The sequence below is a fragment of the Aeromonas sp. Y318-3 genome (assembly GCF_027706185.1).
GTDB classification, from domain to species: domain Bacteria; phylum Pseudomonadota; class Gammaproteobacteria; order Enterobacterales; family Aeromonadaceae; genus Aeromonas; species Aeromonas veronii.
The window spans coordinates 319,480-343,846 of sequence record NZ_JAPDCN010000001.1; the positions used below are offsets into that span (position 1 = coordinate 319,480).

At 60.4% G+C, this 24,367-nt stretch carries 17 protein-coding genes; 10 read left to right on the plus strand and 7 right to left on the minus strand.

Translation table 11 applies throughout. The features are described from left to right. The first annotated feature begins 896 nt into the window (after positions 1-896). Positions 897-1,769: a hypothetical protein gene (locus OKB77_RS01575; RefSeq protein ID WP_270816826.1), complete on the plus strand. Its 873-nt coding sequence runs from the start codon at positions 897-899 to the stop codon at positions 1,767-1,769. A 22-nt stretch (positions 1,770-1,791) separates the two neighbouring features. Here the strand turns inward: OKB77_RS01575 and OKB77_RS01580 are convergent, their stop codons facing one another. Next, entirely contained in the window at positions 1,792-2,913 is a 1,122-nt protein-coding gene (locus OKB77_RS01580; RefSeq protein WP_270816827.1) for an anhydro-N-acetylmuramic acid kinase, read from the minus strand. A gap of 313 nt (positions 2,914-3,226) precedes the next feature. Then, positions 3,227-4,552, minus strand: coding sequence for a peptidoglycan DD-metalloendopeptidase family protein (locus OKB77_RS01585; RefSeq protein ID WP_270816828.1), 1,326 nt, complete (start codon positions 4,550-4,552; stop codon positions 3,227-3,229). 109 nt (positions 4,553-4,661) lie between these two features. On the opposite strand from OKB77_RS01585, the gene tyrS reads away from it, so the two are divergent. Further along, positions 4,662-5,861, plus strand: a complete 1,200-nt coding sequence (gene tyrS / locus OKB77_RS01590; RefSeq protein WP_005347884.1) for a tyrosine--tRNA ligase — start codon at positions 4,662-4,664, stop codon at positions 5,859-5,861. Positions 5,862-5,903: 42 nt separating this feature from the next. Here tyrS and OKB77_RS01595 read toward each other — a convergent pair whose 3' ends face one another. After that, positions 5,904-6,839, minus strand: coding sequence for a LysR family transcriptional regulator (locus OKB77_RS01595; RefSeq protein WP_047435676.1), 936 nt, complete (start codon positions 6,837-6,839; stop codon positions 5,904-5,906). A gap of 108 nt (positions 6,840-6,947) precedes the next feature. Here OKB77_RS01595 and budA point away from each other — a divergent pair, with 108 nt between their 5' ends. Together budA and alsS are read left to right on the plus strand one after the other, a co-directional pair. After that, positions 6,948-7,742 carry an acetolactate decarboxylase gene (gene budA, locus OKB77_RS01600; RefSeq protein WP_005338506.1) on the plus strand — a complete coding sequence of 265 codons (795 nt, stop codon included), beginning with the start codon at positions 6,948-6,950 and terminating at the stop codon, positions 7,740-7,742. Positions 7,743-7,760: 18 nt separating this feature from the next. Next, entirely contained in the window at positions 7,761-9,431 is a 1,671-nt protein-coding gene (alsS, locus tag OKB77_RS01605) for an acetolactate synthase AlsS (protein ID WP_270816829.1), read from the plus strand. 114 nt (positions 9,432-9,545) lie between these two features. Here alsS and OKB77_RS01610 read toward each other — a convergent pair whose 3' ends face one another. Both OKB77_RS01610 and OKB77_RS01615 read right to left on the minus strand, forming a co-directional pair. Continuing rightward, entirely contained in the window at positions 9,546-10,958 is a 1,413-nt protein-coding gene (locus OKB77_RS01610) for an MATE family efflux transporter (protein WP_265775685.1), read from the minus strand. Between the two features lie 73 nt (positions 10,959-11,031). Further along, complete coding sequence (locus OKB77_RS01615) at positions 11,032-11,970, minus strand: LysR family transcriptional regulator (protein ID WP_042055187.1); 939 nt, start codon at positions 11,968-11,970, stop codon at positions 11,032-11,034. 498 nt (positions 11,971-12,468) lie between these two features. On the opposite strand from OKB77_RS01615, the gene OKB77_RS01620 reads away from it, so the two are divergent. Then, on the plus strand, positions 12,469-13,761 hold the full coding sequence (locus tag OKB77_RS01620; RefSeq protein ID WP_005338498.1) for an HAAAP family serine/threonine permease: 1,293 nt from the start codon (positions 12,469-12,471) through the stop codon (positions 13,759-13,761). 91 nt (positions 13,762-13,852) lie between these two features. On the opposite strand, the gene OKB77_RS01625 is transcribed toward OKB77_RS01620, so the two are convergent. Then, entirely contained in the window at positions 13,853-14,572 is a 720-nt protein-coding gene (locus OKB77_RS01625) for a substrate-binding periplasmic protein (protein ID WP_265775684.1), read from the minus strand. Positions 14,573-14,663: 91 nt separating this feature from the next. Next, on the minus strand, positions 14,664-15,680 hold the full coding sequence (locus OKB77_RS01630; RefSeq protein ID WP_265775683.1) for an MBL fold metallo-hydrolase: 1,017 nt from the start codon (positions 15,678-15,680) through the stop codon (positions 14,664-14,666). A 155-nt stretch (positions 15,681-15,835) separates the two neighbouring features. Here OKB77_RS01630 and OKB77_RS01635 point away from each other — a divergent pair, with 155 nt between their 5' ends. The 5 genes from OKB77_RS01635 (at position 15,836) to OKB77_RS01655 (ending at position 24,364) form a co-directional block, all read left to right on the plus strand. Next, the gene (locus tag OKB77_RS01635; protein WP_270816830.1) at positions 15,836-16,735 is read left to right on the plus strand and encodes a LysR family transcriptional regulator; all 900 of its coding nucleotides are present in this window, start codon (positions 15,836-15,838) and stop codon (positions 16,733-16,735) included. A 101-nt stretch (positions 16,736-16,836) separates the two neighbouring features. Next, entirely contained in the window at positions 16,837-18,117 is a 1,281-nt protein-coding gene (gene yjeH, locus OKB77_RS01640) for an L-methionine/branched-chain amino acid transporter (protein WP_270816831.1), read from the plus strand. 392 nt (positions 18,118-18,509) lie between these two features. Continuing rightward, a complete protein-coding gene (cadC, locus tag OKB77_RS01645) occupies positions 18,510-20,063 on the plus strand; it encodes a lysine decarboxylation/transport transcriptional activator CadC (RefSeq protein ID WP_270816832.1) in 1,554 nt (517 codons plus the stop codon). A 756-nt stretch (positions 20,064-20,819) separates the two neighbouring features. Continuing rightward, a complete protein-coding gene (cadB, locus tag OKB77_RS01650; RefSeq protein WP_005338486.1) occupies positions 20,820-22,154 on the plus strand; it encodes a cadaverine/lysine antiporter in 1,335 nt (444 codons plus the stop codon). 77 nt (positions 22,155-22,231) lie between these two features. Continuing rightward, positions 22,232-24,364 carry a lysine decarboxylase CadA gene (locus OKB77_RS01655; RefSeq protein ID WP_270816833.1) on the plus strand — a complete coding sequence of 711 codons (2,133 nt, stop codon included), beginning with the start codon at positions 22,232-22,234 and terminating at the stop codon, positions 24,362-24,364. Positions 24,365-24,367: the final 3 nt, after the last annotated feature.

Sequence of the window (24,367 nt, forward strand, 5' to 3'; positions counted from 1 at the left end):
CGGCGGACAGCCTTGTCCTGACTGGGTTTGCTCTCCCCCTCTTCGGGATATTGGCGTGTGAATAAAGGGTTAATATTATGCGCTGATGTGCAAATAATGCATATTATGGTGCATGGATATCTGTTTTCAGCTCTTTTAAGGGGCTATGAAAACTCCCGTTAATATGCATATCCACCTTATTAAAGATACCTCTGGAATATAATTCACGGCTTTTGCATTCCTCTCTGTTAATGCTGACTCCGGCATACTCGATGACACCTTGCTGGCAGCCGGGATCTGTTATTAACGCCATAAAATTCTATGCCATGAATTTGCACGGCGGATCTGCCCCGGCTGCACAGGAGTGGGGAGCATGGCGTTGGCGTTGGCGTTGGCGTTGGCGTGACGGTGTGCAGGAACGGTGGCGCTCGATAAGAGATGGCGATGGATGAGATGTGGCGCTGGATAAGGAAGGGGGAGGGTGGTGGCAATCCGCTTCTCTTCACGCCGGTTGCATCCCCCGATGGGTGGGGTTGCCCCGCGTCGTCGGTTTTTCCACTTTTTTGCGGCTTTGTCTGATCTCCCTCTTATCTGTGGCTGGTTGTGATGATTGAGATGGTTCTCAGGGCTCGGGAACAGCTCAGGTGATTTCGCAGGAATAAAGTTCAATGTATTGTTTTTAAAAGGAAATACGTCAAAAAATGGATTTATCAACCGCTTTTTATGGTTTCTTGATGAAACTGTTAATTAGTGGCGTGATTGCGAGTCAGGTCGCTTTTTCCAATCGCTATTAATCGTATGATTAATAAGGTAATCAAGGAGCCCTGACGGAGAGCATCGATGCACCGGCAGGCCATTGCCCAGGATTGGCAAGCGAGATCGCATCGCGATCATCATTACCTGACTGTGGAGGATTTATGCTGGGTTTCGTTCTGGGCGATATGTATTGTCAAACATCTGGGCAGCGGTTACCTCCTCGCCTGGGAAAGAGCTTTCCCATTCCTGCCGATTACCGACTGCGCGGCCGGGTATCCGCCGCCATCATGACCATCGAGAGCCTAATCGATACCCCTTATCCGCAAAAGCAGTTTCGTGATCTGGTCTTTGGCGCCTTTATCGAGCGCCAGCGTCGGCTGTTTGGCGAACATGTGATTGTGGCCCGCATGGAAGGGGAGGAGGGGCTGGAGCTGTCGATTGACCTCTCGTTTGTCAGCACCGCCGTACCTGTGGGCCTGCTGGCTATCTCTGAAGAGCTGGCTCTCGCCACGGCACCGCGTCCCAAGAAGAGCCATCCCCACTACGAGGCGCTGTGCAAGGCGATCGACTGCATGGTGATGCTGATGTTTTATGGCAAGGTGATCCGCCAGCGGAATACGGTGTTGGAAAATATCGGCCATCAGTTTGGTTATCAGCCCGCGGCGACCCTGACGGCGCGCGTTGGCAAGGGGGGAGAGGATGATTACGATGCCTTCATGGTCAATATCATGACCTGTATTGCCCACTCCAACTCGCTCAAGGAGGCGCTGGAGAACGCCAGCCGGATGGGAATTCAGGAGCCCGCTTTCTTCTGCATCGTCGGTGCGATTGCCAGCACCCTGTGGGGCGTGCCCAGACTGTGGGCGTATCAGGCTTCACAGCTGATCCATCGCTCCCACCACCACTACATCCAGAATCTGCTTCGCTGTGAAACCCGTGCCGGGCGGCGTCATATCAATCTGGAGCCGCCAAAGCCCCCGCTGTTTGCACCGATCCGGCAACAGGTTGTGCGTCTGTTCAAGGGGGCACACTGATCCGCAGCTCCCTTGTCATCACTCAGGCGGGATAAAGTGCCCCCAGCACGGCCGGACGGCTGGCACCGGTGACGGCGGGCAGATTGCCCGGCTTGCGGTGGACAAAGCACATGGCCAGCCAGGCAAAGGCTGCGCCTTCCACCCAGTCGGGGGCAAGGCCCAGCTCGGCAGTGCTGGCGATGCGCCATGCAGGCAGCAGGCTGGCCAGCTCCTTCAGCAAGGGGGCGTTATGGGCACCGCCGCCGCAGACAAACAGCTCGGCTTTCGGCTGGCTGGCACCGACTGACTCGGGCCGGGCGGGCAGTTGGCTGGCGATGCTGTGGCAGGTGAGCGCCTGCAGGGTGCGCTGCACATCCACGGGGGCGTATGAAGTGCCTGCCAGCTCCCCATCGAGCCAATCGAGGGTAAACATCTCCCGTCCGGTGCTCTTGGGGGAGGGGGCGGCGAAGTAGGGGTGAGCCAGCAGTTTCTCCAGCAAGGCAGGGATGGGCTTGCCGCTGGCGGCCCATTTGCCACCGGCGTCATAGTTGCCGCCGTGGGGCTGATGGCGGCGATACCAGCCATCGAGCAGGGTGTTGGCCGGGCCGGTATCAAAACCATATACCCCGCCCGGATTGCCCGGCAGCACCGAGATATTGGCGATGCCGCCGAGGTTCAGTACCACCCGCAGGGCGCCGGGCTTGGCAAACAGTGCTTGATGGAAGGCGGGCACCAGCGGCGCCCCCTGACCGCCGAGGGCCATATCCATGGTGCGAAAATCGGCAATAACGTCGATGCCGGTCAGGGCGGCCAGCAGGGCGGCATTGCCGATCTGCAGGGTAAAGCCGAGCTGGGGGCGATGGCGGATAGTCTGGCCGTGGCTGCCGATGGCGCGAATATCTTTGGGCTCAAGCCGCGCCTTGGCCAGCAGCGCGTGGGTGGCGGCGGCAAACTCTCGCGCCACCAGATTATCGGCCACCCCCATGCGGTCGATTTCGTTGTCGCCCGGGGTGCAGAGGGCATGCAGCGTGCGGGCGGTCTCTTGCGGCCAGGGGTGACAAAGCGCCGCTTCGACCCGCAGTTCATCCCCGGCGATCATCACCAGCACGGCATCAATGCCGTCCATGCTGGTTCCCGACATCAGACCGATATAGCGCTCAGCCATGGTGTCTCCTTACATTGCTGTTCGAAAATACGGTGTGCAGAGAGGGTGAAGAGGGGAACGGCTTTCATCCCATGCCACATGGCGTGATCTTTGACATCAGACCGATATAACGCTCAACCATGTTGCATCCTCAATGCGGACCGGAAAAAGAGTGAGAGAGACAGGATAGATAAGCCCTTGCTTCCGTGCCACATGCCGCTCCCGGTGTTCCATCTCATCTTATGTCCGAAGGTGGACTCATTTCAATCTGATTGCGTGGCGCGGGTTCAATAAAAGGGGCTGGCAGGGCCTTCACCCTGCCAGCCCTGATGGCTTAGTTGCCGCGACTATCCCGCTTGTTCTGGGCCAGCTGCAGCTCGGGGTTGTCGAGCTTGGCCAGTTGCGGCATCGCCAGCTTTTTGAAGTTGGCCAGCTCGCGGCCGCTCAGGGTCTCTGCCTGCGGCAGGGTGAGGGTGCGCGGGTTCTTGTGAATGCCGCCCACCACGAATTCGTAGTGCAGGTGCGGGCCGGTGACGCGGCCGGTGCCACCCAGAGTACCGATGGTCTGCCCCTGCTTCACCCGCTGTCCCTTGTTGACGGTGCGCTTGGAGAGGTGCAGGTACTTGGTCACATAGTTGCCGGCATGCTTGATAAAGACGTAGTTGCCGTTGAACTGGTTGTAACCGGCAGCCACCACGCTGCCGGAGCCCGCCGCCATGATGGGGGTGCCCACCGGCGCCACGTAGTCGATGCCGTTGTGGGGGCGGATCTTGCCGGTCACAGGATGGAGGCGGCGCGGGTTGAAGTTGGAGCTGATGTATTTGAAGTTGACCGGCGCGCGCAGGAAGCTCTTGCGCATCGCCTTCCCTTCCGGGGTGTAGTAGTTGCCATCTTCATTGAGCACGGCGCGGTAGGCTGTGCCCTGGTTGACGAACTCCGCCGCCAGAATATCGCCGGAGGCGACCCGCTCGTCGTCGCGGAATTTGTCTTCATAGACCACCCGGAAGCTGTCTCCCGGTTGCAAGTCCTGAGCAAAGTCGATGTCCCAGCCGAAGATGGCGGCCAAGTCCATGATCTGATCTTCGGTCATCCCCGCATCCACCGCGGCGCCCCAGAAGCTGGAGCGGATCTCGCCTTTGCTCACCTGTTCGCGAGTGTCGAGGGCGATCTTGACGTTGCGGGCGACAAAGGTCTCCTCCTTGCGGCTCACCTTGAGCGCCTGCTCCAGACTGTGGGGGTAATAGAGGCTGTGCAGCTCGCCGTTCTCGGTGAGCTTGAAGGTGAGCTCCTGCCCCGGTTGCAGCATCCGCAGGGGATCGCTGCCCTCGAGCTGATCGATCAGGTGCAGATCCGTGGTGCTCAGGCCAATGCGCTGGAAGATCACCCCCATGTTGTCGCCACGGCGTACCTTCACCTGCTTGGTGATGTAGCGCGGTTTGGGCGGGGTGACAGGCTGGGCGGCTTCGGCCGTCAGCTCGTCGTTCAGCGGGTTGTCGTTAGCCGGTTCCCGCAGGGCAATTTCGTTGCCGTTTTCATCGACCCGTGTTGCCACCGCCTGTTCGCTTGGCCAAGCAGCCAGCATCATGATCATGATGCTCAAGATCAGCACCATCTTGCGGTGCCAGTGGGGGAGTGCGTTGAAGGCGTGCCAAATAACCATGAGAAGCAGATGAAGTCGGGCAGAATGGACGGATTTTACAGCCTTTCCAATTGGCCCGCCATTCCAGTAATATGTTTGGCCCTGTGGAATCGTGATGGAGAGTCAAAAAATGTCCCAGCTCGAGGTGGCGCTAGCCGAGATCAAGCGCGGAGCGGAAGAAATTCTGGTTGAAGAAGAACTTGTCGCCAAGTTGAAGGAAGGGCGCCCGCTGCGTATCAAGTTGGGCATGGACCCGACCGCCCCCGACATTCACCTGGGTCATACCGTGATCCTCAACAAGCTGAAGACCTTCCAGGATCTGGGCCATGAAGTGATCCTGCTGATCGGTGACTTCACTGCCATGGTGGGAGATCCCTCCGGCAAGAACGCCACCCGTCCGCCGCTCTCCGAAGAGGCCATCAAGCACAACGCCCTCACCTATGCCGAGCAGGCGTTCAAGATCCTCGACCCCGCCAAGACCCGCATCGAGTACAACTCGACCTGGCTGAGCGAGCTGGGTGCGACCGGCATGATCAAGCTGGCGGCCAAGCAGACCGTGGCCCGCATGATGGAGCGCGACGACTTCAAAAAGCGCTACACCGGCGGCCAATCCATCGCGATTCACGAATTCCTCTATCCGCTGCTGCAAGGCTATGACTCGGTCGCGCTGAAGGCGGACGTTGAGCTGGGTGGTACCGACCAGAAGTTCAACCTGCTGATGGGCCGCGAGCTGCAAAAAGATGCCGGCATGGCGACCCAGTGCGTGCTGATGATGCCGCTGCTGGTGGGTCTGGATGGCGTCAAGAAGATGTCCAAGTCCGCAGGCAACTACATCGGCGTCCACGACGCTCCGGGCGAGATGTTCGGCAAGATCATGTCCATCACCGACGATCTGATGTGGAACTACTACGAGCTGCTCTCCTTCCGTCCGCTGGCCGAAATCGAAGAGTTCAAGGCAGGCATCGCTGCCGGTACTCTCAACCCGCGCGACGTGAAGATCTGGCTGGCCAAAGAGATCATCGCCCGTTATCACGACGAAGCGGCGGCCGAAGCGGCCCACGAAGATTTCACCCAGCGCTTCTCCAAGAACGCCATCCCGGACGAGATGCCGGAAATCGAGCTGGCACTGGAAGGCGAAGGTCTGGCCATTGCCAATCTGCTGAAAGAGGCCGATCTGGTGGCCACCACCTCCGAAGCGCTGCGGATGATCAAGCAGGGCGCGGTCAAGGTGGATGGCGAGAAGCTGGAAGATGGCAAGGCACTCATCGGTGCCGGTACCGCCGTCTATCAGGTCGGCAAGCGCAAGTTTGCCCGGGTGACTGTCAAATAAGCAGTACCGTCAAATAAGCCGTCGCATCAGGCAAGCTGGTCATCAGGCCGGTTCAAGCTTGTTTAACAGGGCCTCCTTCGGGAGGCCTTGTCGTATCTGGGCGGCACGGATCTGGGCGATAAAGTGCCGCAGCACGGCACTACTTGGGTGTGGCCGTGTCGCCAGACTGATGCTGGTCATCATGCCGTTGCCCTCAATGGGGTGATAACTGACCCCGAGCGGGCGCAGCGCCGCCACCGAGCTGGGCACCAGAGTCACGCCAAAGCCCGCCTGCACCATGCCGACGGTGGAGATCACCTGCGGGCATTCAGGCCCCAGTATCGGCTCGAAGCCGGCCTCCCGACAGAGGCCCACGATGCCGTCATAGAGCCCGGGCCCGATGGCGTGGGGAAACAGAATAAAACTCTCGTCCTTCAGGCAGGCCAGTGGCAAGGGGCCCGGCTTGGCCTTGGGGTGGCTGGTGGGCAGGGCGATCAGCAGCGGCTCCTGCTCGATAAGGTGGTGGGCAAAGCCCTCGCTGCCGCGGCAGGGGAGCCGCAAGATGGCGGCATCGAGCCGATCGTTGCGCAGCGCCTCCACCAGTGCCGGCATGGTGCCCTCCTGAGGGCTGAGGGCTACCTCGGGATAGCGCTCCCGGTAGTCGTGCAGCAGGGTCAGCACCGCGGGGTGGAGCACGGTGGAACCGGCAAAGCCGATCCGCAGTGCCCCCTGCTCGCCCCGGGCAATCCGCTTTACCTTCAGTTTTGCCGCATCGGCCAGCGCCAGGATCTGCGCCGCATCCCGATAGAGGCTCTCGCCCGCCTCGGTCAGTTCGACACTGCGGGTCAAACGGCGCAGCAGCGGGGTGCCCAGGGTCTCCTCCAGCTTGCGGATCTGCTGGCTCAGGGGCGGCTGGGCCATGTTGAGTGATTCGGCTGCGCGGGTGAAATTCTGCTTTTCAACAACGGCCATGAAGTAGCGGAGCGTACGAAGTTCCATATCGATTGAGTCTCAAAGTCATGGGATCAGCGTATTGGTGTTGAAATGTGAACCAAGTCACCATTGGATCCGAACGCTAACAGGATTCACGGTGGAGGTGAAACCCGAATGGAACATATTGCAACATCTGACAGTGCCGGGTGCAGCTGTGCCCTCGAAGTGAGCCAGCAGTTTTCCCGCTGGCGCAGGCAGCATGACGGTGGCGAGATCTACCAGAGTTCCTTGATGAGCGCCCTGCTGGCGGGGGTCTACGAAGGGGAGACCACCATGAGCGAGCTGCTGCGCCACGGCGACTTTGGCCTCGGCACCTTCAATCACCTCGATGGTGAGCTGATCGCCTTCGAGCGCCAGATCCACCAGTTGCGCTCCGATGGCTCGGCCCGTCCCGCCCGCGCCGATCAGAAGACCCCCTTTGCGGTGATGACCCATTTTCGCCCCTGTCTGGAGCGTCGCTTCGATCACCCCCTGAGCCGTGACGAGATCCACCAGTGGGTGGATCGGCTGGTGGGCTCCGACAACGTCTTCGTCGCCCTGCGCCTCGACGGCCAGTTTGAAACGGCCAAGGTACGAACCGTGCCGCGTCAGGAGCCCCCCTATCGCCCCATGCTGGAAGCCATCGAACAGCAGCCGCTGTTCCGCTTTGCCGCGGTGGCGGGAACCCTGGTGGGCTTTCGCTGCCCGCCGTTCGTGCAGGGGGTCAATGTGGCGGGTTTTCACGAGCACATGATCACCGCCGATCGCAAGGGGGGCGGCCATCTGCTCGACTACACCATGGCCCACGGCACCCTGCGACTTTCTGTGGTGCGTCACCTCAATCTGGCTCTGCCATCGGATCCCGCTTTCCGGCAGGCCGACCTCAACCCCGCCGATCTCGATCGCGCCATTCAGGCCGCCGAAGGCTGATAGACAAGGAGCAATATCATGGAAAACAGACAGTGGAAGTGCGGTGCCGAGCTGGTGGTTCGTCATCTGGAGGCGCAAGGGGTCAAGCAGGTGTTCGGTATTCCCGGCGCCAAAATTGACCGGGTGTTCGATGCGCTGGAGGACTCCCCCATCGAGACCATAGTGGTGCGCCACGAGGCGAACGCCGCCTTTATGGCGGCCGCCGTGGGGCGCCTCACCGGCAAGGCGGGGGTGTCGCTGGTCACCTCGGGCCCCGGTTGCTCCAACCTCATTACCGGGCTGGCGACCGCCACCTCGGAGGGGGACCCCATGGTGGCGCTGGGCGGTGCGGTGCGCCGTGCCGACGGCCTCAAGCTCACTCATCAGAGCATGGATACGGTCAACCTCTGCCGTCCGGTCACCAAGTTCAGCGCTCAGGTCAACAGCGGGGCGGCGATTTCGGAAGTGATGGCCAACGCTTTTCGCGCCGCCGAGCTGGGACGGCCGGGGGCGGCGTTTGTCAGCCTGCCGATGGACATCATCAACAAGCCGGTGCAGGGCAATGTGCTGGTGCCCCGCGAGGTGCCGGAGCCGGGCTGCGCCGATGAGCAGAATATGGAGCAGGCATTGACCCTGCTGCGCAACGCCCAGAATCCGGTGGTGCTGCTCGGCCTGATGGCGAGCCGGCCGGAAAATGCCGAGGCAGTGCGCGCCTTCCTCGACAAGGCGCGGCTGCCGGTGACCGGTACCTATCAGGCCGCCGGGGTGGTGGACAGCTGCCACTTCGATGACTTTGCCGGACGGGTGGGGCTCTTCAACAACCAACCGGGGGATCAACTGCTGGCAGGGGCCGATCTGGTGATCTGCATCGGCTACAGCCCCATCGAGTACGACCCCGTGCTGTGGAATGGCGACAGGGAGCGGCGCATCCTCCATATCGACGTGCTGCCTGCCGATATCGACAGCAGCTACTGCCCGACCGCCGAGCTGGTGGGGTCGATCCGCGCCAACCTGTTGCAGCTGACCCGCATCATGGGCAATCCGAAAATTCGTCCCCCCGAGGTGGATCGGCTGCTGCAAGGGGTTCGCCAGCAGCGACTGCGACTGGCGATGCGGGCCGACGATCTGCACGGCAATCCGGTTCACCCCTTGCGTATCGTGCGCGAACTGCAGGAGCTGGTGCGCGACGACATGACCCTCTGCGTCGACATGGGCAGCTTCCATATCTGGATTGCCCGCTACCTCTACAGCTTCCGCGCCCGTCAGGTGTTGATCTCCAATGGTCAGCAGACCATGGGGGTGGCACTGCCGTGGGCCATCGGTGCGGCGCTGGTGCGGCCGGGTGAGAAGGTGATCTCGGTATCGGGGGATGGCAGCTTTATGCAGTCGAGCATGGAGCTGGAGACGGCGGTGCGGCTCAAGAGCAATATCGTTCACATCATCTGGGTCGATAACGGCTACAACATGGTCGCGATGCAGGAGCAGCAGAAGTATTGCCGCACCTCCGGCGTCTCTTTTGGCCCCATCGACTTCAAACGCTATGCCGAATCGTTCGGGGCGGCAGGTTTCGCGGTGCGCTCGGCAGACGAGTTGCGCGCAACCCTGCGGGCCGCACTGGCGGTGGAGGGGCCTGCGGTGGTGGCGATCCCGGTGGATTACTCCGACAACCCGGGGCTGATGGCCCAGCTCAGGCCAGAAGTATTGGCATAGTGTGGACAGAGGTGTCGGTCTGAATCCTCGTGTAAGAGCAGGCAGACCCGCCCATATAGCAGAGACCGGCATCAGGGGATGCCGGTTTTTTATTGTTTTGCGGGATGGGTGGCCTTAACGGGCCAGCTGGACGGCGGCGCGTGCGCGGGCCGGTTGTGGGCGGTGTTTGGCTTTTGGCGCGCAGGCTATCTTCAGGCGCAGCCACTCGCGCCACAGCAGCCAGCAGAGCGGCAGGGTGAGCAGCAGCACGGTCGCGGGCTGGGCCATCAGCACCCCATCACGCCCCCACAGTTGCGGCAGCAGGAAGATGAGCGGCAGCAGCAACACGGTTTTGGCGATGGAGATGACCAGCGCCTGACGGGTACGTGCCATGGATTGCAGCAGCACGATGCCGAACATGATGATCCCCTCCAGCGGAATGGCGCCGAGGTTGAGGGTCAGGCTGCTGATGGCGGCGGCCAGCAGTTCGGGATCCTTGTCGCCGGTATAGAGCATGGCGACCTGTCCCGGCAGCAGCTGGATGGTGAGCCACACCAGCATGCCGTAGATAAAGGTGAACTTGAGCCCCATCTCCATCAGGTACTTGAGGTTGCGATGGCGCTTGGCCCCCGCGGCCTTGCTGATGAGCGGCTGAATGCCGAACGCCAGCCCCTGCAGAATGACGATAAAGACCGCTTCGGTGTAACCGGCCACGGTAAAGCCCGCCAGATCCTTCACATTGCCGTACACCATCAGCTGGCTGTTGTGCAGCATCAGCAGCAGCCCGAGGTTGAACTGGGCAATCAGGCTCGGCAGACCGGTAAAGAGCAGGTGCGGCATGGCGGGAAGGTTGGGTACCAGATCCCGCCAGCTGAGGCGAAGCTGCGCCCAGGGGGTAAAGAAGTAGCCAAGACCGATCAGGCTCACCGCACCCTCTGCCATCAGGGTGGCTTGCGCGGTACCGATCAATCCCAGCCCCAGCCGACCCACCATGATGTAGTTGAGGATGATATTGAGCACGGCGCCGCTGCTCACCAGCACCATGGCCAGCTTCGGGCGGCTATCGTTGCGCAGCAGATAGGGCACTGCCAGATTGCTGGCCAGCAGCAGGGTACCGCCGCCAATCCAGGTGAGGTAGTCACTCGCCTGTTTCCAGGTCTCGGTGCCCTGTTCAATCCCCAGTCCCAGCAGGATATCGGTGTGGGTGTAATAGAGCAGCACCGGCGCAACTACCCCGAGACCGGCCAGCAGCCAGAGGGCGTTGACCAGTGCCTGACGGGCCAGCTTGTCGTTTTTCGCCCCTTGCTGGAAGGAGATGGCGGTGGCCGCCCCCATGCTGATCATGGCGGCCAGACCAATCAGCACCATGATGACCGGATAGACCAGGTTGATCCCGGCGAGGCCTGCGGCACCGACATAGTGGCCGACGAAGATGCCGTCGATGAGGTAGTAGGCCCCCGAGACCAGCATGGCAAGAATGGAGGGGAGGGCGTAAGCCCAGAAGCGACGGGTCATGGCCCGTTGCCGCAGTGTTAAATAGGCAGACATATCTGTTCTCTCGGGGAGTTCGATTATCGAACAGCTAGTCTAGATTAATACTTATTTGGTGATAATCAGGGTTTCACTTGATGAATTGCTGAGTATTACTCACTAATCCGGGGTTTTGGTAGTGGGCCTTGAGCATGTCGATCAGGATGCGCAGCCCGCTGCCCAGCTGATGCCGACTGGGATAGAAGAGGTAAAAGCCGGCAAAGGTAGGGCACCAGGGCTCCAGCACGGTGAGCAGTTTCCCCTCCGCGACCTTCTGGCTCACCTCCTCTTCCAGACAGTAGGCGAGCCCCAGCCCCGCCTCGGCGGCGCCCAGATAGAGGGCCGGGGTGCTGGTAGTGAGCGGCCCGGTCACTTCGATCTCCAGCATGGTGCCGTCGGCGGCAAAGGCCCAGCGATAGTGGTGGTGCGGAGTGAGGCGATAGCCGATGCAGGCGTGGCGGCTCAGCTCGCTCGGGTGCTCCGGCGTACCGTGCTCCGCCAGATAGGCCGGGGAGCCCACCACCAGATAGCGTTGGGGCGGGCCGAGGGGGATGCCGATCATCTCCTTGGGCAGCAGATCGCCATAAAAGAGCGCGGCATCGTAACCATCTTCAATCAGCCGGGGCATCAGCTCCTGCTCCACTACCTCCACCTGCATCCGCGGATAGCGGGCCAGATAGTCGATGAGTACAGGTGCCAGCAGGCTGTCGATGGCGCCGCGGGGGGCGCAGAGTTTGAGTCGACCCACCGGTTCATCGCTGTTGCGGGCCAGCTCGCAAAGCGCCTCTTCCAGGGTATTGAGGGTGGGGAGCAGCTGCTTGAGCAGCCGCTGGCCCGCTTCGGTCGGCACCACGGCGCGGGTACTGCGGTTGAGCAGCCGTACTCCCAGACGGGCTTCCAGCCCCTTCAGGCTATGGCTGAGGGCGGAGGCGGAGACCCCGAGTTCGAGGGCGGCCTTGCTGAAACTGCGGTGACGGGCGACGGCGGCAAACACCGCCAGTTCGGCGAGATCGGTACGGGTAATGGTCATCATCAATCAACAAAAAGGCGTAAGTCACAAGGGTACGCCAAGGCCGTGCTGCACACAATCCGCGCTAAACGGGTGGCTTGTTGCAAATATGTAGCTGCTCGCAGGCCATTGATTCCAGTGAAACTAAGTTGAATTGTTAAAAAAAACTCACAATAAGGCGCTTTGAGTGTGATCTTGGTCGTCCGAAAGGCGACCAAAATCAAACTTTGGTTGATTAATTCAAAAAAACGCTGTGATTAATAAGGGCATTTAATTAAAGTCAGCCCATCAAGAGTGGCGCACGTTAATCGGTTGTTAAGTGAGACGGGCGCCGACCCTCAGGGTCAAAATCTCGCACTGTTGTTTGTTGCAATCCTGTTGTCACAAGGAGTGATGGCCAGGTTGCCGGGGGGCGAGAGGTTAATATCAAGGACGGACAGCAGGCGTTCCAGGGAGATGGAACCGGGCCAAGGCCCGACCAAACAAGAATCCCATTTTCCTAGATGACAGGAACAACGTATGTCTGACATGAATATTGCAGCTGATGGTCGTTTAGCCAGCAACACCTCCCGCGGCGTCAACAAGGCCGATGTGGTCTGGATGCTGGGTCTGTACGGTACCGCGATCGGTGCCGGTGTGCTCTTCCTGCCAATCAACGCCGGTGTAGGTGGCCTGTGGCCGCTGGTTGCCATGTTGATCCTGGCACTGCCGCTGACTTTCTTTGCTCACCGTGGTCTGACCCGCTTCGTGCTGTCCGGCTCTACCCGTGATGGCGACATCACTGAAGTAGTAGAAGAGCACTTCGGCAAGACCGCAGGCAAATTCATCACCCTGCTCTACTTCTTTGCCATCTACCCGATCGTGCTGATGTATTCAGTCGCCATCACCAACACCGTCGAGAGCGTGATTGTTCACCAGCTGGGCATGTCTGCACCTCCCCGTGCCGTTCTGTCACTGGCCCTGATCCTCGGTCTGATGGCGGTTGTTCGTCTGGGCGGCCAGGTTATCGTCAAAGCAATGAGCGTGCTGGTATTCCCGTTCGTACTCACCCTGATGGGTCTGGCGTTCTACCTGATCCCGCACTGGAACGGTGCCATCATCACTGAAGCTCCGGCCCTGTCCGACGCCTTCAACGGTGACTTCATCAAGACCCTGTGGCTGGCTATCCCGGTAATGGTGTTCTCCTTCAACCATTCCCCGATCATCTCCTCCTTCGCGGTGGACAACAAAGGTCGTTACGGTGAAGGTGCCGAGAAGAAGTGCAGCAACATCCTGCTGGGCGCCCACGTCATGATGGTAATGACCGTTATGTTCTTCGTATTCAGCTGCGTACTGAGCCTCTCCCCGGCTGACCTGGCTGCTGCCAAAGAACAGAACATCTCCATTCTGTCCTACCTGGCCAACCACTTCGATAATCCGGTTATCGGTACTGTGGCTCCGCTGATCGCCATGGTTGCCATCAGCAAATCCTTCCTGGGTCACTACCTGGGTGCGCAAGAAGGCATGAACGGCCTGATGGCCAAGGCGCTGCGCGAGAAGGGCAAGAACGTTGACACCAAGCAACTGAACAAAGTCACTGCCGTGTTCATGATCCTGACCACCTGGGCCATCGCCACCATCAACCCGAGCATCCTCGGCATGATTGAAGACCTGGGCGGCCCGATCATCGCAATGCTGCTGTTCCTGATGCCGATGTACGCCATCACCAAGGTTCCGGCCATGCGCAAATACGCTGGCAACATCAGCAACGGCTTCGTGACCATCATCGGCCTGATCGCCATGTCCGGTATCATCTACAAGCTGATTGCCTGATAACTCCGGTTACCAAGTTGAATGAAGAAGCCGCCTCGCAAGAGGCGGCTTTTTTTATGGCTGTTTGGGGCGGCGAGCGGATGCGGTATCGCTACTTCATCAGCTTCTTCACCTCGTCGCTGGCCAGCGCCTTGTTGAATTTGTCCCGCGCCTCTTTCCCCTTGGCGGAGTTGGTAAAGCAGACGTGGAGGGACTTGTCCTCGAGGATCTTGCCGTTGAAGCCGAGGTTGGCGGCAACGTCCTTGAGCTGGGGATCGCTCTCCAGCAGATAGGTCATCACATTCTGGTCGATGACAGCCAGATCGAGCCGACCGTTGCCGAGCTTGAGCAGGTTCTGGCTGTCCGAGCTGGTGGCGTCAGCCGAGAGCGCCTTGCTGGCCACTTTTTCGTCGAACTCGGTGGTATTCACATAGCCGGTGACGACACCAATTTTCTTGCCCTTGAGGTCATCAAGGCTCTGCCAGGTGACCGGCTGATCGGTTCGCTGGGCAAAGCCGAGAGGGCCGTTACCTATGGGGTCGGAGAAGAGGCAACTGCTCTTGGGGTCGAGATACTCGGGGAAATAACCCAGTACCTCGGGGTTGTTGGTCGCCTCGTCCACGGCCCGTTGCCAGGGATAGAACTTGATGGTCAGCGGGTCGCCAGCCAGGGCAAAGGCTGCGGTCACCACCTGACTGCTCTTGCCCTGTTCAGGGAGGCTGGCGCTGGTGTAAGGGGGCCATTCAAGGCTGGTCAACACCGCCGCCTGCGCGGCCGTCATGCCGAACAAGGGAAGAGTGGCCAGGGCGAGGTGCTTCCATTTCAGGCTCATAGAGATAACTCCTTGTGGTCAAACACCCCTTAAAGATAGCCCCCGGTGTCGATTGCGGATGCTGACCATGGCTGACCGGCATCCGTGCCATCTATTTGTTGTCGATATTCTCCGACTGCCAGAGGGCATAGCCCTTGCCGGAGGCAGTGGTGGGCAGATCAATCTGCATCAGGTCGTTGCCGATGACGAAGGGGCCGGTGTAGCGGGCGCGCAGATCCTGCGCCAGATCTTTGACCCTGATCTTGCCGTTGAGGCCGATATGGCTGAACACGGTCAGCGCCGGTTTGGCTTCGTTCATTACCCGGGCCGCCTGCTCGGGGGAGGCGAGGTGACCGGCGATCGCCTTGTAGCCGGGGTTGGCCTTCATCTGCTCGGCAGAGGTCATGGAGACGCAGTGCACCAGCAGGTCGGCCCCTTTGGCCTGCTTCACCACTTCGGGGCTGTAGCGGGTATCGCCGGAGAGCACCACGCTGTGGCCGTGGTAGTCGATGCGATAGCCGAATGACGGCTTGATGTTGACCCCGTGGTCGTTGTCAAAGGCAGTCACCTTGACCCCGTCATGGTTGTAGACCACCCCGGCGGTGACCTCGTGGCTGTTGATCTCCACCCCGTCCAGCGGCGTTCCCTCATCCTTGACCCGGGTGGCGATGTCGGTGGCGTAGGCCTGCTGCAAGCCACGGGCGAGAGCTGTGGTGCCTTTGGGGCCGTAGAGTTCCATCGGCGCGTGGCGCTGGCCATAGGCCGGTTGCAGCCAGCCGGTCAACCAGAGATCCGCCAGCCCGTTGGTGTGGTCGGAGTGAAAGTGGGTGAGGAAGAAGGCGTTGACCCGGCCGATGGGGATATGCAGCTGCCACAGGCGAGTGGCGGAGTTGCGGCCAAAATCGAACACCAGCTTCTGGTTGCCCGCCTCGATCAGAGTGCTGTAGCCGCCCCGGCTGATCTGGGGCACCGGAGTGCCGGTGCCGAGCAGGCTGACCCGAAAGATATCGGGCCGGGCTTGAGTTGCTGAGGCTGGGGCGTGGTTGCTGATAAAGCTGCTCTCGGCAGCCTGACTGGCGCCGCTGGCCAGCAGACCGACCAGCAGGGCGGCCAGATAGGTGCTTTTCATGGGAATTTATCCTGTGGGGGAGGGATGGCATCACTGTATTGGTAACCAAAAGTTAAATAAATTGGCTAAAATCCATTTCTTACTAAACTTTTGGTTGTGAATTAGGGCCCTTGTCACGGGCCAAACGGCCTTGAAACGGGCAAAAAGGAGGGGTTGTGGACCGATTGACCAGCATGCGTATCTTCACCCGGGTGGTGGATCTCGGCTCCTACAGCGCGGTGGCGAGCGAAGAGGGGATCAGCGCCCAGATGGTGGGCAAGCATGTGCTGGGGCTGGAGCAGTGGCTGGGGGGCAAGCTGTTTCACAAGACCACCCGCCAGCAGATCCTCACTGAACTGGGCCAGCTCTTTCTCGCTCGCTGCCAGCGGGTGTTGGAGGAGCTGGCATTGACCGAGTCGCTCACCCAGAATCTGCTGGCCGAGCCGGCCGGACGGCTGCGCATCGCCGCCCCCCTCAGCTTTGGCCACCACCGGCTGGTGCCGCTGCTGCCCGCTTTTCTCGACCGCTACCCCAAGCTGGAGGTGGATCTGCAGCTCACCCCGCGCTGGGTCGATCTGGTGGAGGAGGGGTTCGACGCCGCCATCCGCACCCTGCGCCCGCAGGATGAGGCGCTGATCGCCCGTCCGCTGCTGACCCAGCACTACCGCCTCTGCGCGGCCCCCGACTACCTCAATCGCCACGGCGTACCCCGTCATCCGGCCGATCTCGCCCGCCACCAGTGCCTGCACGGCAACTGGGGGGAGCACGAGCGCTGGCAGTTTGTCGGTGAGGATGGCCAGAGCGAGGAGGTGCGGGTCGCCTCGCGCCTGCGCATCAATCACTGGCCAGCCTTGTTGACAGCTGCGCTCTCGGGGGCTGGCATCACCTTGCAGCCAGCCGAACAGGTGCGTGAGCATATCGCTGCGGGGCGTCTGCTGCCGCTGCTTGGTCGCTATCAGAGCCCGGCCAAGACCCTCTACTTCATCTATCCGGCGGCGCGGCGGCAGGTGCTCAAGATCACCCTGCTGGGGGATTTTCTGGCCGAATCCCTGCAAGCTGAGCCCGAGCCTGACTAAAAGGCTGCATATTCTCGCCACCGCGCTTAACCATCGTACTTAACAAAGGGGCGGGGGAGGCCTAACATGGCGGGATGTTTTTTTAGTCAGGACAAAAGGATATGTCTGGGTTGAAAAAGGATCTCGGGCTCTGGCAGGGGATGGGGCTGCTCGCCACCTCGCTGCTCGGCACCGGGATCTTCGTGGTACCTGCGACTGCCGCCTCGCTGGCGGGTGAGGCCTCGCTCTGGGCCTGGTTGCTGCTGATAGCGCTGGTGCTGCCCATCGCCTTTACCTTCGCTCGCCTCGGCCGTCTCTATCCCCATGCGGGCGGCGCGCCGCACCTGATTGGCCTCGCCTTTGGCAACGGCGCCGAGCGCTTCTCCGCCTTCCTGTTTCTGGCTGTGCTGCCGGTGGGGCTGCCTGCCGCCCTGATGATTGCCGCCGGCTTCTGGCATGCCCTGTTCGAGATGGGGGAGTGGACCCTCTGGGCCATCCAGCTGCTCACCCTGCTCGGGGTCTTTCTGCTGGGGCTGCGCGGGGCGCGATCTTCCGGCAACCTGCAACTGCTGATTGCGCTCGCCATTCTGGGGCTCACCCTGCTTATCTGGTTCAAGGGGGAGGTGAGCTGGCGCGATGCGGCCCGGCCGCTGCCGAGCGCGGATGAGTGGCCCCCTATGGCTACCGCGCTGGCGGTGATGTTCTGGTGTTTTGTCGGGCTGGAAGCCTTTGCCCATATGGGGGAGGAGTTCAAGCGGCCGGAGCGGGACTACCCCATCGCCCTGCTCGGCGGGGTACTGCTGGCGGGGCTCATCTACTGGGTGCACTCGCTGGTGGTGCTCAAATATGGCCTCTACGGCGATGAGGCGAAAAACGCAACCGCCATCCCCTCCCTGCTGGCGCTGCTGTTCGGCCCCACCGCCAAGTGGCTGGTGGCGGTGCTCGGCTACCTCTCCTGCTTTGCCAGCATCAACATCTACATTCAGGGCTTTGCCCGGCTGATCTGGAGCATGGCGCGGGAAGGCAAGTTGCCCCCTTCGCTGGCCGTGCTCACCGCGCGCGGCGCGCCGCTGCGGGCGCTCGGTCTGGTGCTCGCCATCTGCTTGCTCTGCATCACCCTGATCATCTGGCTGCGACTGCCGCTCGATGAGCTGATCCGCTACGCCAACGGCAATTTCGTGCTGGTCTACCTGCTCTGCATGGCGGCGGGCTGGCGCCTGCTCGGCGGGGTGGGCAAGGGGCTGGCGGGGATAAGCGTGCTGCTCTGCGCTCTGGTGCTGTTAGCGCTCGCCACTCAGGTGCTCTATGCGGTGGTGCTGAGTCTTGGCTACGGCGGCTTCTCGTTGTGGCGGCGTCATCTGCGCCGCAGTCGTCAGCAGGATGCGCTCCCGCTGGCGAAGTAACGTCTCCCCGATGGTCGAAGAAATGAGAAAGCCCTGATGTTCAGGGCTTTTTGATTACGGCATATGGGATGTTCATATGAATACTAGTTGGCACGCTATTTGCGGAAAAGTGCGGTGTCGGATCAACTCAACGGCGATTTATAGCCAAAAAAAGTGGGATCCAGCTCCCGTTTTGCTTAAAGTGATCCCTTCCGATCCCGGTGGTCGGAATGCCCGCAAGGATGCCCTTCAGACGTAAACAGGATGGCCTGGCCAGACTGACTCTCAGAGATGTGATTGCTTCGGTTCTCTTTTTATCTGTCACCTGTGGTGATAGCGCCTTGTTCCGTTCAGTCAGCCCGGGTTTTGCGTCTCTCTCATCGTGCATTGTCACCATCTGCAGCGAGTGAATCATGAGCGAATCGGTTTTTGAGATCCACGACTGGACCCTGAGCGTTGACGACAACATGTTGTGTCGCCCCGACCGCGAGGTCTACCTCGAACCCAGACTGGTCAATCTGTTGCGGTTTCTGGCCCACAATGCCGGCACCGTGTTTGGCCGCGATGCCCTGATCAATGAGGTGTGGGATGGCGCCGAGGTGACCGATCAGGTGGTGACCCAGTCCATCTTCGAACTGCGCAAGATCCTCAAAGATGGTCGCACCGATGCGACCGACTATATCGTCACCGTACCCAAGCGCGGCTACAAGCTGGTGGCACCGGTGCGTCCGCTGCAGGTGGTTTCTGTGGTGATGGCGGACGAGCAGCCCGCGCCCACGGTCAATACCGCTCTCTCCGACAACCCGACGCTCTCCGATCTGAGCCCGCCTGCGGCTGAGCAGGATGATGATGCACAGCCCAATGTCGCCCCTTTTCCCGCCGGGCCCCTGACCCGCGCCATCTCCACCCATGCCAAAGATGCTCGCAGCCGCTGGAAGATGGTGAGTTTCGATATCTTCGTTGCCATCGTGCTGATCGCCATTGTCAGCATGCTCAGCTACCAGCACACCAGCCCCCAGGTACACGCCATGCTGGATCCCAACCTGCTGGTGTTCCGCTTCCACTCCGGCATGGATGACAACAACGAGAACGTGCGCCTCGCCGATGGCATTACCCGAGCCCTTATGGGGGAGGTGGCCGTGGCTACGCCGCTGCGGGTGCAGTACGGTGCCACCACTCTGATGGGGGGCATCATGCCCGGCAAGGAGCTGAGTGTGCGGGTCACCCGCCAGCCGCGCGGCACCTATCTCGATCTGGAGTATCGCAATATCAATACCAACCGGGTGCTGTTCAGCCATCAGTACCAGCTCAGTCGCCACAGTGTGCACGGCGTGTTGCAGGCGAGCAGCCAGGATCTGCTGCGTGCCCTAGACCAGCCCGATGCCGAGCCGGGGATGGGCTGGCCGACCGATGATGCCTCCCTGATGGCGATGATGGAGGCGCAGTACTACATCAACAGCCGGGATCCGGTCGCCCTCAAGCGTGGGATTGATCTGCTGGAGCAGGCGCTGATTACCCATCCGGATCAGCCGCTGCTGCTGGCGGAGCGCTATCTGGCGGGCGAGGCGCTGGCCACCCTGGCGGGCAAATCCGAGAGCGAGCGGCTGCAGGGGATTGGCACTCATCTCGCCAGCGTGGTGCAAAACAGCGGTGCCCTGCCAGCCCGAGTGTGGGAGGCGTTGACCCTGCAGGCGATCCTCAACGGCCAGCAACAGCAGGCCAACTATCTGCTGGAGAAGGCGGCGAGTCGCGGCCGCTCGGTGCTCTATTACATACTGCAGGGCAAGCTGGCGGAGCTGGATGGTCGCCCCGAGGCGGCGGGTGATGCCTACAGTCAGGCCTTCCTGATGGAGGCGACCGAGCAGACCTATCTGCTCTGCCAGCAGCTCGGTTTCTACAGCAATATGGAGAGCCTCACTCCGGCTCTGTTCAATGCGCTGGGCCAGAGCAAGGTGAAGCTCTTTTAACACCGCAGTTTGGTTTTCCCCCGGTCGGTGCGGTTGCCGACCTCATCCACAGGCAGCCTTCGGGCGGCCTGTGCTGTTTCTGCTCGTCTCAATCCTGCATGTTTGCCACCGGGAATAGTCGCTCTGGTGCGGCCCGATTTATCCCCCGCAGCTCCCCACTATCTACATCTGCCTTTGTCTTGCCCGCGGCATTCGCTGCACTCGCGTTTGTTCGGCTTCACGCCGCGCACGCAGCTTGTGACATCTGCTCATTGTTGGCGGCGGGATAAGCTGTCTGTCTCGACCCATTTCTCATTGCTTACCGGTTATCGCCATTGCGCTTTACCTCTGAGTTTGGATTGTGATGAGCCGAGCGAAGGGGAAAGCAGGAGGTGAGCGGTCACTCAGGGTGATGATCAGCAGGGCTTCCAAATGGCCGCAAGGGCAGGGGGGCGCAATGGGAGCTGCTTTATCCCGGGTTTATCTGGCCAAAAATATCAAGACGGCTAGATAAGGGGGTTATCAAGGGACAAGAACGGGGCGGTCGGATATCAAGGTTTTATCAAGATGGCGGTGTGGGTGGATGTCAATTTACTGTTTTTAAATGTTTTTTATCAAAAGCGATGAGGCGGCGAAAAAAGTTGCCTCATATTTTTATCCGTTAGCTGGTCTTTATGTTTTCCGGGGATGAGAGGCCTAGTCTGTGCCCATTCTTTGGCGGGGCGTTCCGCCAAATGTGTATGTGACGACCCGACCTTTTATAGAACCGGAGATCTTATGTCCCTAGATACGAGCAAGAAGATTGGCCTTATCGCCTGTACAGGTGTGGTGGCCGGCAACATGATGGGGAGTGGCATCGCGCTGCTGCCTTCGGCACTGGCTACCATCGGCTCCATCTCTGTCTTTAGCTGGGCAATCTGTCTGGTAGGCGCCATGGGCCTCGCCTTTGTCTTCGCCCGCCTTGCTACCAAGAACCCGCAAGAGGGTGGCCCCATTGCTTACGCTGGCGAGATCTCTCCGGTGTTCGGTTTCCAGACCGGTGTGCTCTATTACCACGCCAACTGGATCGGTAACCTGGCCATCGCCATTACCGGCGTCTCCTACCTCTCGGTCTTCTTCCCCATTCTCAATAGCCCAATTCCGGCCGCCGCAGCCACCATCGCTGCCGTCTGGATCTTCACCTTCGTCAACCTGCTTGGCGGTAGCTGGGTGAGTCGACTCTGTACCCTGGGTCTGGTGCTGATCCTGCTGCCGGTTGTCGGTACTGCGGTGATGGGTTGGGGTCATTTTGATGCCACCGTCTACAGCCAGAACTGGAACACCACCAGCGGCAGCGACCTGCATGCGGTCATCAGCGCCGTGCTGATCTGCCTCTGGTCCTTCGTCGGTGTTGAATCTGCCGCCGTCTCTTCCGGCATGGTAAAGAACCCCAAGCGCACCGTACCGCTCGCTACCATGCTGGGTACCGGTATCGCGGGTGTTATCTACATCCTCTCTACCCAGGTGATCAGCGGCATGTTCCCGGCCGGTGAAGTGGCTGCTTCCGGCGCCCCGTTTGCCATGGCCTCTTCCGCCATCTTCGGTAGCTGGTCTGCACCGTTTGTTTCTGCCTTCACCGCTCTGGCCTGCTTCACCTCGCTCGGTTCCTGGATGATGCTGGTGGGCGAGGCGGGCAAGCGTGCCGCCAACGACGGCAACTTCCCGAAAATCTACGGTGAAGTGGACAAGAACGGCGTGGCCAAGAAGGGTCTGATCCTGGGCTCCCTCAAGATGACTGCCCTGATGGTTGGCCTGACCGCCTTCACATCCCAGTCCGCTCACGCTGCCGATCTCTTCAACGTGCTGACTACCGATGCGGTGCTGCTGACCATGCTGCCCTACTTCTACTCCAGCATTAACCTGATCCGCTTCGAGGGCATGACCTCCCGCAGCATCGGCGCCATGATCTTCTCCGGTGTGGCCTGTGTCTTCTGTCTGGTGGCCCTGATGGGTGCCAAGGGTTCCAACCTCACCGCTACCTTCGTGGTGTCGCTCATCATCCTGATGTTCTACGCCAAAAAACAGGGTCTGCGTCAGCACGATGCCCTGCTGAGCGAACAGCCCAGCAACTAATTCCCCCTTTTATCTTCCGAGCGCTCTTCACTCACCATCCCTGATGGAGAGCGCCCCTTTACGTGTGGAGCATTACGATGAATATCATTGCCATCCTCAACCACCTGGGCGTTTTCTTTAAAGAAGAACCCATTCGCCAGCTGCAAGCCTCCCTCGAGCGCAAGGGTTTCGAGGTTGTTTATCCGGTCGATGTGGCCGACCTGCTGAAACTGATTGAGAAGAACCCCCGCGTTTGCGGCGCCATCTTCGACTGGGACAAATACTCTCTGGGCCTGTGCAAGGAGATCCACGATCGCAACGAGAAGCTGCCGATCTTCGCCTTCGCCAACGACCAGTCCACCCTGGACATTCACCTGACCGACCTGCGTCTGAACGTGCACTTCTTCGAGTACCGTCTCGGCATGGCCGACGACATCGCCCTCAAGATGGGTCAGGCCACTCAGGAGTATCAGGACGCCATCCTGCCGCCCTTCACCAAGGCGCTGTTCAAGTACGTGGAAGAGGGTAAATACACCTTCTGTACTCCGGGTCACATGGGCGGTACCGCCTTCCAGATGAGCCCGGCCGGCAGCATCTTCTATGACTTCTACGGTCCGAACGCCTTCAAGGCTGATGTATCCATCTCCATGCCGGAGCTGGGCTCCCTGCTGGATCACTCTGGTCCGCACAAGGAAGCCGAAGAGTACATCGCCCGTACTTTCAACGCCGATCGCTCCTATATCGTTACTAACGGCACCTCCACTGCCAACAAGATCGTCGGCATGTTCTCCGCACCGGCTGGCAGCACTGTGCTGGTTGACCGCAACTGCCACAAGTCGCTCACTCACCTGATGATGATGAACGACGTGACGCCGATCTACTTCCGTCCGACCCGCAACGCCTACGGCATTCTGGGCGGTATCCCGCAGAGCGAATTCAGCCGCGACACCATCGCTGCCAAGGTCGCCGCGACACCGGGTGCCCAGGCTCCCCGTTACGCCGTCGTCACCAACTCCACCTATGATGGCCTGCTCTACAACACCGGCTTCATCAAGGAGAGTCTGGATACCCCTTACATCCACTTTGACAGTGCCTGGGTGCCTTACACCAACTTCAGCCCGATCTATGAAGGCAAGTGCGGCATGAGCGGCGAAGCCATGCCGGGCAAGGTGTTCTATGAAACCCAGTCCACCCACAAGCTGCTGGCGGCCTTCTCCCAGGCCTCGATGATCCACATCAAGGGTGACGTGGAGGAAGAGACCTTCAACGAAGCCTTCATGATGCACACCTCTACCTCGCCGCAGTACGGCATCGTGGCATCGACCGAGATCTCCGCTGCCATGATGCGTGGCAACACCGGCAAGCGTCTGATCAAGGACTCCATCGAGCGCGCCATCTCCTTCCGCAAAGAGATCAAGCGTCTGCGTGATCAGAGCGAAGGCTGGTTCTTCGACGTATGGCAGCCGGACAACATCGACACCGTCGAGTGCTGGAAGCTGGATCCGAAAGATGACTGGCACGGCTTCAAGGACATCGATGACAACCACATGTACCTGGATCCGATCAAGGTCACCCTGCTGACCCCGGGTATGGGTCGTGACGGCCAGCTGCTGGAGAAGGGCATTCCTGCTTCACTGGTCTCCAAGTTCCTGGACGAGCGCGGCATCGTGGTCGAGAAGACCGGCCCTTACAACATGCTGTTCCTCTTCTCCATCGGTATCGATCAGTCCAAGGCGATGCAGCTGCTGCGCGCCCTGACCGAGTTCAAGCGTGGCTATGACCTGAACCTGACCATCAAGAACATCCTGCCGAGCCTCTATCGTGAAGATCCGAGCTTCTACGAAGGGATGCGCATTCAGGAGCTGGCCCAGAGCATCCACGATCTGACCTGCAAATACCGTCTGCCGGAGCTGATGTTCAAGGCGTTCGATGTGCTGCCGGAGATGAAGATGACCCCGCACGCCGCATGGCAGCAAGAGCTGGCGGGCAATCTGGAAGAGGTGCCGTTGCGTGACATGGTTGACCGCATCAGCGCCAACATGATCCTGCCGTACCCGCCGGGAGTACCGCTGGTACTGCCGGGCGAGATGGTGACCCAGGATTCTCTGCCGGTGCTCGAGTTCCTCGAGATGCTGTGCGAGATCGGTGCCCACTACCCGGGCTTCGAGACCGACATCCACGGCCTCTATCGTCAGGCCGATGGCAGCTACACCGTCAAGGTGCTGCGTTAATCG